Here is a 13395-nt window from a genome sequence, read left to right on the forward strand (position 1 = left end):
TAACCCTTTATAAACAGTATTGTCACAGCACGATGTTGTTCGGTTGGCGTCTGCACATTCCCAATGTTACTAAGTAATTTCATGATTAGAGTCCATGGACCAAGATAAATTTACAAATATCTATCGCTTGCCCGGTTCGCTGCAGATTCGAATCGGTAAATGGCAAAAAACTTTCCGCGGCACATCTGATTTGGTTCTTCATCAGGTGCTCATGGAACGTAATAAGCAGTTTAAGCAACCCACCTTTTTACCAAAAGGCTGGTGTATTACGCCTGTTGATGAAAGCGACATCACCATCACACACCATGGTAAATATATTCAGACGGTAATGCGTACCATGTTGGACAGAAAGGTCTCATACAAACGATTGTTCCTTTCTCGTATGGATGCAGAAGCTGGCGAAAAAGTACTGCGTGAATATAAACTTGAGTGGTTACGCAAACACAATCAAATCGCAAAAAAATATAATCAAATCAAGAAAAAACAGTACATGAGCTTAGCAAGGGAAGAAGAAGAAACGCTTTACCCTTCGATAGAAAAAGGAAAATTCGATAAGGCACTCTGGAACAAACTCGTTATCTCTGCCTTTGGTCCAGAAAAGAAATACAAAAATCCGCACTATGTTCGAAAAGCGAACTTCTGATATTGCATCTTATACCCAAGTAACCTCAAGATGCTTGGGTATAAATAAGTGAAGCTGTGGCATTAAAGAATAAACTAGCCGCAGCGAATTCGAAGGCTTAATGACGCGCATCTCCACTAAAATCGACTTCTTTATAGATATCAGCTAACGACTGCTTGCCTTTAACTGAACGCTTTTTCTTCGGCTGATAATGATACTCTTGGTCATGCAAAGCTTCTTCGTGCTCCTTTGCAGACTCGACGAAATCAGAGTTTGCCAATGCTTGTTGGCGCAGGCGGTTTACTCGTTCAAGGGTTTCCCACAGCATACTTCACCTCCAAACCTAATTACTGTATATAAAAACAGTATTATTTATCATTTCCTCCACGTCAAGGTTTAACGTCTAATCGTTGCTTTTACATCAAACCTATCCCCGTACAATGCTCCGGGTATTTGTTGATGACTTGTTTTATGTAGTTTTGATGCTCTCTTAAAGCATTTACGCACTCTCTCGAGAATAGGCCCTGATAAACTTGCTTCTCTAACTCTAGCAGCGCATAAGTCACTGACCAAGCTTGCCGATACGGATGGTGGGTAGTCATCACATCAAACGCATTAGCGACCGCCACTATTTGTGCAGCGATTGGAATGCTTGAACCTTTCAACCCAAATGGGTAGCCAGACCCATTTAAGTTCTCATATTGATAAGTGATTATTTGGCGAAAGACATTCACACCGGGGTGAACAGGATTACCGATACGTGCAACGATGTTGTCTGCAGATTTGATACACTGATCAATATGCTCAAGCAACAAAGCTTCTTGTTCATCCGAAAAGTGGCAACGGTCATGATCAATTTCAGCAGAAAGCGGTATCGCACTCAAATTATGGTAGCGGGCAAATACGCTGATTTGCTCCACCAACTCATCGCTGAACTCATGGGCATCAGCTAAGTATTTGGCAATTAACTGACTGTAAATGCCCACCCTCTTACTATGAGAATACACTTCACGCGAATAACCGGGCATTAAGCACTGCATTCGCTCGGCCATAAGTTCAATACTGTTCACCACATGATCTTCCGATCCCACCGCAAACTGAATCATTTCAAAATATGGTTTAAGGCTATTGAGCGCATTCAAACTGAATGCATGGGTTTTAACGGAGTTAAGAAAGACAAAACCCGTAAAAGTTTGATGGTCATAGCAAGGGATCGCCACTGACGATTGATAGCCTCGTTTTAGAAGCGTTTGAATACGTTGACAATGGTTAATGTCATGAAGATCATCGACAATACGTGGAGTCGCGCTACTAGCAGCAATGCTGAGGTGATGAAGTTTGCGTAGTGGCGCTTCATGATGCGCTAAACGCCAAGTGCCGAATTCACTTTCAGCGAAAGACTTGAGTATACCGTGTTGCGGATAGTATTTGACAAACGACACTCTATCAACAGAGGATAAGTGTGCCTGCATCCTAATCTTCAACGTTTGCATTTGCTCATTAAGCGGTTTTGCAAACGGGTAAAAACTCCGGTGTGCCATACTTCACCTCCACACCCAAGCATAGAAACTAGAAGAAAAGCCTAATGAAACTCAGAAGATTAAATGTAATTAAAGCGACTTTTCTCCACCTAAATTATCGACATACCACAACTTAAGTGTACGAAATAGAAACAGGTCACCGCCAATTATTTCACCGAATATTCAACGATAATTTGATCAAGATTAAAAAGGCCAGTGCGCCTTCACCCACTGACCGTCACTTTGTATCACAACCAATGATTAACCTAGAGCAGGAAGCACGCCAACCGTAATAAGAACTTGTGCCAGAACAATCGCCGTACCTGCAATCCCCGTCACAACCAAGGTTCCTTGGCCACCCGCAACGCGGTATTCACCCTTAAATTCATCTGAGCGACGCACTTTTATCACCATCACTAGTGGTAAGAAAATCGCTAAGATAGCGAGTGCAATTGCAGCGTAACCCAACGCCATAATGAAGCCTTGCGGATAAAACAATGCAAAACCAAGTGGTGGGGTAAATGTTACTAGGGCCGCTAACAATCGGTTAGGTTTTTCGTTATTGCCTTTAATGGTATCCCCCAAGAACTCAAACAGTCCTAAGCTTACACCGAGGAAAGACGTTAACAATGCAAGGTCTGCGAATACACCGACGACATTGCCTAGATTTGATTGTTGTACGGTTTGCGATAGTTGGCCGATAAGCGCACTTAATCCACCATTGTCAATCAACGTGTTTTGGCTAACGACACCAAGCGTCACAATCTGCCAGAAAATGTAAATCACTAACGGAATCGTTGAACCAACCATGATTGCTTTACGCAGTGATGATGTATCCCCATCAAGGTAATTTACAATCGCAGGAATACTTCCGTGAAAACCAAATGAAGTAAAGATAACCGGAATAGCGGCAACAATAAGACCTTGTTCAACTGGCATACTGAGCAGGTACGATTGAGTAACGTTTGGGGCAAGGAAAAACAATACGGCGATCATGGCTACCATCTTCAAACCAAACAACACGCGGTTTACCTTATCAACCGTGCTCGTTCCAACCGTCACTACAAGCGTCACGATAAGCGTAAAAATAATGGTTGATGCCGAGCCAGAAAGTTCTAAGTCAAACCAATCAGTGAGTCGGTCACCAAACTGAGCCCCACCACCAGCAATGTAAGCGGCGCACAGTGAATAGAACAAAAACAACATCGAGAAACTCGCAATCCACTTGCCTTTCTGTCCAAGAATTTTTCTTGCCAGCGTGTGCAACGTCGCATTGCTATCAGCATATTGGTGCAATTCCAACATGAGTAGCGCAGTAAACGCCATCAATGCCCACAAACTCAACATAATAATAAGGGAGGTGGAAAAACCAATGCCTGCAGAGGCAAGAGGTAGCGCTAGCATTCCAGCACCAATTGTAGTCCCAGCAATAATCAGGGCACTACCAAACACTTTAGATTGACTCATTGTATATTTATCTTTACAGCCTAATAAGATTAATCAGCATGAGGTCAGGAAACCGTCTACCAAACCCAATACCACTATTGGAATACAGTTTGATTCTGTCGGATCTCTCAAATAAGATCAAGTAAAGTGTAAGGATTAAGATGCAGTGGTGTACATTTAATTTTACACCTCTACTTTAAGTCCGGATTTGGGCAAGTAATTAAGCGCATCGGTTGTTTGCTCAATACCAACTGCTTGATACAACAGCTAATGGCAGGTACTTAAAAATTAGCTTAATAGCAGCGATAGAATAGGCTTGGGTTTCTTGCGTTGCATTACGTGAAATATAGGCTTCTAAGGCATGAGTTAAAGCATCGATACCAGTATCGGCGGTGACCTTAGCCGGTAAACTAATGAGAAGATTTGCATCCAATGCCGCCATCTTAGGTACGAGCTTGGGATCAATTAAGGGTGTTTTCAGATGTGTAATAGGGTCAGACACGACTGCTGCAATGGTTACTTCGGAAAAGGTACCACCGACGCAGCAACTTTCAATCCGTTGGTATGTCGAGTTGAGCCAAACCTTTAGATAGAACACGAAAAGAAACACCTGATTTTCCGTGCTGCTGGATTAGTAAAAAAATATTACATACTGATATACTGAACAAAATCACACGAATTAGTCTTGCGAATGGATTACATAACACTCTCACGCATTAGCCTTAAACACCTAACGGTACTGCACATGCTACTCATGACACACAGCGTGACTCAAGCGGCGGAACAACTTTGCGTGACCCCTTCTAGCGTGAGTAAAACGCTCAGTCAATTGCGTGACATTCTGAAAGACGACCTTTTTTACCGCGATGGCACTCGTTTAGTCCCGACTCCGTTTGCTTTGAATATAGGCCCTTCGGTGCACGGCATTCTTTCCAGCATGAACGGTTTGCTTTACCAAGGTTCGTTTAATCCCACCTATTATGAAGGTCGATTCTCATTGGCAATGCGTGAAAGCACCTTTGAGATCTTCGCGCCTATGCTACAGAACCTATCTAAACAGATGGGCAGCCGAGCGCAATTGAACGTCTATGCGAAAGAGCAAATGAGTTTCGATTCTCTGATCCGCGGACAGGTCGACTTTTTGATTCTGCCGCATGACATCAGCCAGCCGCCAACCCACAGCAAAGACTTGGTATGGCAGACGATTCTAGAGGATGAAATGATCTGTTTGATGGGCAGAAATAACCCGTTGACAAAAGAAGAGCTTTCGATAGAAAACTATCTGTGTGCAAGACACATAGGCATTCACGATAAAGACTTATCCCAGCCCTACTTTGAACAGAACTTAACCCAGTGCTATGCCAAACGCAGTGTCGCGATGCACGTGGCAGACTTTGGATCCGCAGCAGTGATGTGTCACCACTCCGATTATCTATTCACTTGTTCAAAACTTTGGGCGCAAATGGCACTGCAAGCGAATAGCTTGGTAGAAAGACCTTTGCCATTCGAGTACGGGCAAGTGGCGTACAGTTTGGTGTGGAATAAAGCGAGTCTGAACGATCCCGCTTTGAGGTGGCTACAACAGCAAGTGCTTAAAGCGTGTGAAACCTTGGGAGGATGCAGCAAACCGAGAGTGAATTAAGTTCTAAACTTGTTTGCCTTTACTGCGATACACGTAGACCGATGGCATAGTCATTGGTCTGCTGACAAACTGACTTAATTGAGCGTGAAAGCGTTCCATTTCATCCTTAGAGCATTTCTCCCATTCTAGCGCTTCGCCTGTCACACCATGATGTTGAAACGCGTTCAAACGAATGTTGACTGATTTCGGCAACGATTGCAGATAGTGCCCAACAGTGGCTATTTCTGTATCTAGATCACTTTTACCCGGTATATGAAGCAAGCGCACTTCATACAGCATGTCAGCGTTTGCTAAATACTGAATCGTCTGGAATACGCGGTGGTTATCTCGCCCGACAAGCCAGTGATGCGTTTCACTTTGCCACGATTTAAGATCAATCATTGCGCCATCCATATACGGCAACACTCTTTCCCAACCTGAGGTTGATAAAGACCCATTGCTATCGATGAAGCAAGTAAGATGCTGCAATTCAGGATCCTGCTTGATCCCTTTAAACAGCGCAATAATGAAAGGAAGCTGTAAGGTAGATTCCCCACCGGATACAGTAACACCGCTAATAAAAAAGCGCTGTTTGCGTATCAAATCGAGCATTGCCTCCACAGAGTAGTCAGTAATTTTTGGATTTGATTGGTGCTGACATATCTCTGTGCAACGATCGCAGTGGGTGCACTCCTCTTTAAGCCAAACAACGTTGTTGCTTTCGTCGAACTTCAGCGCGCCAACCGGACACACGCTTACACAATCACCACAATGATCACAGTGATTGATGGTGTGCGGATTGTGGCAGTTGATGCACTGATAGTTACAACCCTGTAGAAAGATGACTAGACGGTTTCCCGGTCCATCAACACAAGAAAACGGAAGGATTCGAGTGACCTTAGCCAAGGGATTTACCGATCGTCTAGTCATCTTATTCTTGTTTGTCACTCGTTACTTAACGTAAGGCGGTGACATTTCATGGCTCACCACACGTGGTGAACGTTCTAAAATACCCGTATTCTTCGCCGCTTCTGCACCTAGGAATGTGGTATTGGTACGTGAACCTTGTGCATCGTATTTGGCGATATCAGACAACTTCACCATGTAACCTGTTACGCGAACCAAGTCATTTGACGCAACGTTTGCCGTGAACTCACGGTAACCTGCGTTGAGCGCGCCTTTACAAAGGTTGAACATCGCTTCCGGGTTTGATTTCACCGTTTCGTCGATGGTCAAAATGTCGCTGATGCCAGAACGGTAGTACTGGTGATGCCCTGCCGTTGCTTGCACGTAAGAGACAGGATCCGGCTCGTTGCCGTAAGGAATACGAACGCCCGGAGTAACATCCAAATCAAGGCTAATGCCGCCCTGTGCATGCAGTAGCGCTTTGCCGTCTAAACCAAACTTCACAGGCGTACTTTCTACTAGCTCCGACAATTTAGCTGAGATTGCGTGGCCCAATTCGTTCGCTGTTGCATCTTGACCGTAACGGCTCGTATTGCCCTCTTTCTGTAGCAATACGTTTACCGCTTCTGCCATGCCGTAAATACCATACATTGGCGCAAAACGAGACTCTTCAATCAAACCTTCTTGTGTTAGGAAGCCTTTAAAGAACTCAGATTTCTCATGCAGGTGTGAAGCACGGGCATCCATGAGCTCAACCATCAAACCGTGGTATTCCGGCAGCACGTTGTTGAAGAAATCGTCACAGTTGTCTGAACGATTCGCCGCTTCTTTAAGATTCATACGCACAAGTGTGTTTGAACCACCAGCCAATGGCAGAGAGTTGTAGCAGCTCACGATACCAAAGCGACCACCTTCGTACGCGTTTGCATGCATTGGGTAATTCGCGATGTGTGGCTTGCTGCACTCACAAATGTTTTGTGTTGCTTGTTTTAGCAGATCGTCTGGTGTTACTCCTTCGTCGTACATGAACGTTAAGTTTGGCGCGATCTGTTTTAGCTCAGCGTCTACTTTCAAAATCGTACGACAAATAATGTTGTCCGTCGGACCAATGTTCACGTGCATAAACGCATCGGGCAATGTGCGATCAAGCATGACCCAAAAGTGTTTTAGCTTTTTGTAGACTTGCTCGTCAGTAAGGCCACCGACGTAAGGCATAAGCACATCATCAAGTTGACCAAGGTACACTGGGATGTTAGTTACCGAAGGCACATGATGGTAAATGATGGTCAACATGTTGATTGCATCATCAAAATCTTCTGCTGGATCTAACTCCAAGTATTCAGAGCCTTGAGAAAGAAATTTTGCGTAATCTGGCAAAACATAACGCGGCTTAAACGGCGCATGACCTTCAAACATGTCACATATGACGCCTTGCTGCATTGCTTGGCTTACCTCGTCAGAGACAGTCATATATGGAATAGTCGCTTCAGCTTCCAAAGCAAGAAAGTTCGATTTCTGTTTTGGAGATAAGTTGCTATCTGTCGCGATAGCTAGGAAACGCTGCTGAAGATCGGAAAGGCTTTGAGTCATCTAAGATGTTCCTGGAGAAAATACAACGAATGCCCCCCTTTCAAGTCTATACCTCGAAAGAGTGACTTGTATTCTACGCTTGAGAAGTCTTTGCCACTAATGAAAAAAACAAAACGGGTAATTTCCATTTTGGAAATAACAACTTCCTAATTTGGCTAAGACTGAATGCGTTAGCTAAATTATACTTCTTTTAGCTTCGATGCGCTGTCGACAGCATCACGCCCGCACTGATGAAGACACCCCCCGTCAGGCGATTGAATAACTTCGCTCGTCCTTTCGCAAATAGCCAATCCGATGTTCTCACCCCTAGCAAACCATAGAAGGTCAACCAACTCAGTTCGAACACTACAAAGGTACTGGCAAAGACAATGTACTGTGTGATTAACGATGCAGAAGGGTCGATGAACTGAGGAAACAGCGCAGTGAAAAAAACGATGGCTTTTGGGTTACTCGAACCAACAATAAAACCACTGGTAAACGCGCTTAAGTAATTTGAAGAAGATCGCTCAGGTTGCGCTTGCGAGAAGTCAGTTTGTTTTGAGCGCAGTGCTTGGATACCAAGCCAAATAAGATACGCAGCGCCACACCATTTGATGATGTTAAAGGCCAACTCCGAAGAAGCGATTACGACGCCGAGGCCAGTAAAAGATAAGGTAAGGATGATAGTAATTGCGATCAAACTGCCAAGAGCGGTCGCAAAAGCATAGCGAAATCCGCTACTGACCCCTTTGCTCAGACAAAGTAGTGAACTAGGACCCGGAGAGGCAGTAAGAACCAATATGGCTAGCGTGTAATAAATCCATGTATCCAGTTGCATTGGCATTCCCTTCCAATCCGTTATGTACTGTACTCAAGTTACGGTTACTAACCTCTAAGTACGACCATTTTTCTGTCCTTAAACGCAGAGCAATCAACAAACTTAACGCTAGTAATCTGGAGTAATCGCGCCTAACCAGTGCAGTTACAATGCGATTAGTTATGCACTAAAAATACTGACATTATGCAACCATGTAAAGAGATAAGTTAGCCCTTCATAACTCAATCATAAAAAGGTTGGGGATCAACTTCTAACGTGGATGGGGCGATTGCTTTTTCGATCGCATAGGCACTGTTTTTCAAATCCACCATCGCAACATCAATATAACGGTTAAACTTGCGAGAATAGAAACACTTAATAATTGGCTTTAGTGGCTGTAATGAATTTGACGTCCAGACGATACCCACTCGACCATCGTTAAGTTGGACAATGGAGCCGACGGGATACATACCAATACAATTAATAAACTTATAGACAAGATCCGCATCGAGATGAAATGGCGTAAGACTTAACAGGATTTTGAACGCTTCCGCAGAACTCATCCCTTTCTTGTAAACTCGCTCCGCTGTTAATGCATCGTAAATATCGACAATACAACTCATTCGCCCATGAACAGGGATTTGCTCACCAGCTAGGCCACGTGGATAACCTTTGCCATCCAGTTTTTCATGGTGCATTAAGCAAACATCACGACTGATTTCGCTCACCCCTTTAACCCCAAGTATTATTTTTCTCGCATACACCTGGTGCAGCTTCATGTGCTCAAATTCTTCTGGCGTTAACCGAGCAGGTTTATGCAAAATCTCATCATCAATTTTTATCTTGCCGATATCATGAATAATCCCACCAACGGCCAGCTGTTTTAAGGTATCTTTATCCAATCCTAGATGCTTACCAAATGTAACCAGCAGACAAGCCACATTCACTGAGTGCTCAAGCAAGTAAGAATCTTTTTTGCGCAGTGCGGAAACACATTGAAGTGCATCCGAATCGATAAACACGCTGTCAATCATGTCGTCAGCCCACGATTCAATCTCATCGACTTCAATAAGCTTGCCTTCAAACGTCTGATTGAGCAGTTTTTGTGCTAACCCCTTAGCCTCTGCAATGAGTTTTTTGGCACGCTTATGCTGAGCTTCACGAGAACGAAACGCACGCTTAATTTTTGAGGTGGCGATGACTTCTGATGCACCCAGTATCACATCGTGCTCTTCTTCGACGGGTTTAAACACGCACCCTTGGGCAGAGAGTTTTTGATCAACCCAAACGTACTTAATGCCGCCCGATTTTAACTTTTGAATACCTTGTAATGAGGAGACGCGGCCAGCATTCGCTAAGTTGACTCGCTTGCTCTGTTGGATCGAGGTGACGAACATGCCAATACTCAAATCTGCGATCGCTATTTTTATCGATTCTTCTGTTTTGTACTGCATGCCGGCATTTTCATTAAACGCTAAAATAATAAAAATGGATTATAAGAGATAAGACTATTCACTGTTACAAAAATTTGAAATTTATGCGCCTTCAATCAAATATTGGGCAAATTACGTACCACTTGTCCCTTTTATTCTTAAGGACTTAGACTCAGCACACATTAACCCGCATGAATTTTCAAAATTTTGTGGCACAAATCAACAACAACTTTGAATAAATAGTATCTAATGCTGAATGCACTTAAAAACGCAGAAAATCAAATCCATTGCGCTATAACAACTATTTATAACACTTGAAAACGTGAATCTCATAATAGACCGTACCCAATGGCACACTGTATAAATATGTCATTTACGCTTGGATCGATTATGTTATTCGTTCCTCAAGGAGATTACGATGTGGAGAAATATCTAGACCATCAAGGTGAATGTAGCTGTCTCCGAGTATAATCATGAGTCTCTTCCGGTTCTCGAAGTAAACCTAAAACAATGGCTAAACTCGGTTCTCTAAATCACGTTCAATGATAAGTGCCAGTTGTTATACATTAAGCTGTTCAATCAACATCTCCCTCGGCAAAAGGCATATTACGAACCGTTGCCAAGGAAGCGCACATTAGCGAAGATGATCAAACACGACATTTTGCTCGAGGTGAGCATGATATTGAGTGTAATCCAACCCCATCTCAAATATGTATTTCGTCACCAAATTCCGCACCCACTCTACTAATTGGCCAGCCTGCCAAGGCTTTTCAACATATCGATCAATGCCCGCTAAGTCGATAGGATTTATGATATCAGTATGAATGGCCTGTCCAGTGAACAGAACTTTGCTAGTACGTAGAAAGCGGCTGTCTTGGGATATCTCGTTCAGCAATCCGCTTCACTATTGACAGCCCTAGCCCAAAAGAGACAGTGTGCCATTGACGTACCCAGTGCCGCCATGATTGGCATCAGCAAGTTTGCTGTCGCAGTCTGAGACATAACATTAGCCATCAGCAAACGTAATATTCACAATGATTTCTTTGTTTTTTCAGTAATTTAATCTTAATGTGGATCAACTTTGGTTTGTTCTGCTTTGTAAAGCGAGCCGATTAATAACCAAATTAATGTTATGATCACGACCACAAATGGCACGCCAAAAACCGCGATAATAGGCGTTAAGATCGAACGCATCATCGCTATTGTTGCCATGTAAGACATGAACATCGAGAAAATCGCAGTGATCAGCATTAAGCCTAACATGACGTATTTTGGGTTAAGCTTAGACAAGTGTTCAAATAACGACCATGATCCTTTGATGGTTTTTTTGTGCTGTTTGTGCTGTTTATTTTGATAGCTAACTGACTGATTGACCATAAAGGGATTAATGAACGCCATTTTTTTTGAGAAAGTCTTTGAAGGTTTAGATCAGCATTGTATCATCTGATTATTTTTAAATGGTAAATGGAGTTGCTTGTGAAGGGCGTTACTATAAAAAATTTTTTACGAAGATTTGATAAATACCGCAAATCAAAAATGGAAAAGCTGGAGGGGTTCTTTCATAAGCTTATTAGAAATAACCGCTATTGTCAGTCTGAGCTATTACCAGTATCAGAAGTCAAACGTATTTTGATTTTGCGCAATAACACTCGAATTGGTAATGCATTATTTCTAGTCCCTTTTGTTCGCCAAGTAAGAGAAATCTTTCCTGATGCACATATTACATTAATGCTACACAATGAATTCTTAGGGCAGATATTCACCAACTTAGATGTTGATGAGATTTGTTATAGCCGATTGAGTTTTAAGCATAGTATCCAAAGCCTCAGTTTGATTCGAAAGTTAAAAAAAACAACGTTTGATATTATTTTTTCCCCGTATAGTTCGTCAGAAGATGCTGCCATTTGCGCTATAGTTCCAGCTATCAACAAAATTGGTAGGGCAAGTAAAACGAAAAGCAATGCTTTTACTCATACATTTGAGGGTTCAGATGAAAAGAAACATTCTGCCCTAACGAGCCTCTACTTGTTACCAAAAGCTGGTTTTGCATTGCATCCTGTTAATCATACTATTGAGTTGAGTTCAGAAGAACTGATCGCTGGTAAGAATGAGTTTAATCAAATTAAGTCTTCAGAAAAAACTGTACATATCGCTTATTTTCGTGGGGCTAGAGGAGATAAATTACTCCCTGAATCTTACTGGCGTAAGTTAATTGAACGTATTGAATCTGAGGTTGTTGAAAGCATTGAATGGGTGGAAGTTTTAAGTCCAGACATACCAGAGCCTTTAATTAACAAGGTAAATACGTTTTATTCACCTAATATACGACATCTTGCTAGTTTTTTAACTAATGTGGATGCCTTTATTTGCTGTGATACAGGGCCGCTTCATCTTGCTGATGCAGCTAATGCTCGGTGCATTGGACTTTATAATAAAACGGATACGATAACATTTGGCTTATTAAATAAGCAGAGTGTTTGCATAACTGACATCGACGGATTTGATGTAACACAAGCGTTAGGTATGACGAACGATGATTATATAGCCAGCGATGTGAGAATATAACGTAATGCTACCTTGTGCGCACTTGGGCCTGGACAATTAGCCATCTTGGATTCAAGTTCTAAGTGGACTGCCCCCAATATCCTTGACAGTTTTCAGCCTCATTTTGAGGCTGATTCAAACTCTCTAGCACCTTAAACTTCACAAGATCATTTCTTCTAGCAATCAAAGCCACATATGAACGATTACTTGCGGTAGGAAACCTAAAAAGTGGCTATCGTTGCCTGCATGAGAAAGATGGTTGTGATACTAAATTCAATGTTAAGAGACGGTGTAATGTGGGATAAAGATAGCGCCAAAAATTAACTATTGACGCCATAGTCTCTTGTTATTCGACATTCCTTCGCTGTAACTCAGCCTTAAACTTGCTTTCTCTATGTAACCAAATACCCCAGTTAACGAAAAACATTAAACAAGGAAAGAGCGAGTATTGTACGACATTAGCTTTTACGTACATTAACACGCTTTCTACATCTGATGACGGGTAGTTAATCAAGATGTTAAACACTATAAAGGCAACTGCCATTACCGCAGTACTTTTTATAGCCCAGACGAGAAAGCCCTGTTTTCTAACCTTGCTCCAGTACGTAAAATACTTATCATTCATACATATTCCCTTCCCTAAGCCAAACCAATCGTCCAAATACTCTATATGTAGTTCACTTTTCCAATATCGTAATAACGCCTTGTTAAGTAGTGAGCAACGCCAATCATCCTATCTAAGTCATTGTTACATAAATATTTAACTTAAAATAAGCCGAAAACGCCAAGCATTGAGAGTCACTCTTAAATGCTTGTATGGGAAATTATCCCTCTAAATCGACCAGTTTCGGGTAATGTGAGACCCAGGCTTTAGCTGCAACTAAAGCTTTCCATGTAGTAGTTCGTTTAAACGCTGG

Annotated in this window: 10 protein-coding genes and 4 pseudogenes; 4 read left to right on the plus strand and 10 right to left on the minus strand. The window is 42.5% G+C overall.

Going from position 1 to position 13395, the window contains the following annotated elements; all coding sequences use genetic code 11:
• The first annotated feature begins 94 nt into the window (after positions 1 to 94).
• Complete coding sequence (locus AK966_RS18675) at positions 95 to 643, plus strand: hypothetical protein (RefSeq protein ID WP_099078128.1); 549 nt, start codon at positions 95 to 97, stop codon at positions 641 to 643.
• A 97-nt stretch (positions 644 to 740) separates the two neighbouring features.
• Here AK966_RS18675 and AK966_RS18680 read toward each other — a convergent pair whose 3' ends face one another.
• The 4 genes and pseudogenes from AK966_RS18680 to AK966_RS18695 all read right to left on the minus strand — a co-directional run.
• Positions 741 to 950 (minus strand): hypothetical protein, encoded by a 210-nt coding sequence (locus AK966_RS18680; RefSeq protein WP_119464688.1) that lies wholly within the window; start codon positions 948 to 950, stop codon positions 741 to 743.
• Between the two features lie 88 nt (positions 951 to 1038).
• Positions 1039 to 2163: an HD-GYP domain-containing protein gene (locus AK966_RS18685; RefSeq protein ID WP_099078130.1), complete on the minus strand. Its 1125-nt coding sequence runs from the start codon at positions 2161 to 2163 to the stop codon at positions 1039 to 1041.
• Between the two features lie 240 nt (positions 2164 to 2403).
• Positions 2404 to 3609: an aromatic amino acid transport family protein gene (locus tag AK966_RS18690; protein ID WP_119464689.1), complete on the minus strand. Its 1206-nt coding sequence runs from the start codon at positions 3607 to 3609 to the stop codon at positions 2404 to 2406.
• A 229-nt stretch (positions 3610 to 3838) separates the two neighbouring features.
• Positions 3839 to 4123 (minus strand): annotated as a pseudogene (locus AK966_RS18695) (iron-containing alcohol dehydrogenase); the annotation flags it as partial.
• Positions 4124 to 4279: 156 nt separating this feature from the next.
• On the opposite strand from AK966_RS18695, the gene AK966_RS18700 reads away from it, so the two are divergent.
• A complete protein-coding gene (locus tag AK966_RS18700; RefSeq protein ID WP_119464690.1) occupies positions 4280 to 5230 on the plus strand; it encodes a LysR family transcriptional regulator in 951 nt (316 codons plus the stop codon).
• A 3-nt stretch (positions 5231 to 5233) separates the two neighbouring features.
• On the opposite strand, the gene AK966_RS18705 is transcribed toward AK966_RS18700, so the two are convergent.
• From AK966_RS18705 to AK966_RS20365, 6 genes and pseudogenes are all read right to left on the minus strand, one after another.
• Positions 5234 to 6139 carry a YjjW family glycine radical enzyme activase gene (locus tag AK966_RS18705; RefSeq protein WP_119464691.1) on the minus strand — a complete coding sequence of 302 codons (906 nt, stop codon included), beginning with the start codon at positions 6137 to 6139 and terminating at the stop codon, positions 5234 to 5236.
• A gap of 21 nt (positions 6140 to 6160) precedes the next feature.
• Complete coding sequence (locus AK966_RS18710) at positions 6161 to 7705, minus strand: YjjI family glycine radical enzyme (protein ID WP_099078134.1); 1545 nt, start codon at positions 7703 to 7705, stop codon at positions 6161 to 6163.
• A 190-nt stretch (positions 7706 to 7895) separates the two neighbouring features.
• On the minus strand, positions 7896 to 8522 hold the full coding sequence (locus tag AK966_RS18715; protein WP_099078146.1) for a LysE family translocator: 627 nt from the start codon (positions 8520 to 8522) through the stop codon (positions 7896 to 7898).
• A gap of 221 nt (positions 8523 to 8743) precedes the next feature.
• A complete protein-coding gene (locus AK966_RS18720; RefSeq protein ID WP_119464692.1) occupies positions 8744 to 9955 on the minus strand; it encodes an HD-GYP domain-containing protein in 1212 nt (403 codons plus the stop codon).
• A gap of 613 nt (positions 9956 to 10568) precedes the next feature.
• Positions 10569 to 10811: pseudogene (locus AK966_RS18725) on the minus strand (response regulator); the annotation flags it as partial.
• 138 nt (positions 10812 to 10949) lie between these two features.
• Positions 10950 to 11212 (minus strand): annotated as a pseudogene (locus tag AK966_RS20365) (dihydroorotate dehydrogenase); the annotation flags it as partial.
• Between the two features lie 198 nt (positions 11213 to 11410).
• Here AK966_RS20365 and AK966_RS18735 point away from each other — a divergent pair.
• Both AK966_RS18735 and AK966_RS18740 read left to right on the plus strand, forming a co-directional pair.
• A complete protein-coding gene (locus tag AK966_RS18735) occupies positions 11411 to 12499 on the plus strand; it encodes a glycosyltransferase family 9 protein (RefSeq protein ID WP_182852753.1) in 1089 nt (362 codons plus the stop codon).
• A 164-nt stretch (positions 12500 to 12663) separates the two neighbouring features.
• Positions 12664 to 12802: pseudogene (locus AK966_RS18740) on the plus strand (IS110 family transposase); the annotation flags it as partial.
• Positions 12803 to 13395: the final 593 nt, after the last annotated feature.

Source organism: Vibrio sp. PID23_8 (assembly GCF_003584965.1).
In the GTDB taxonomy this organism is placed as follows: Bacteria; Pseudomonadota; Gammaproteobacteria; order Enterobacterales; family Vibrionaceae; genus Vibrio.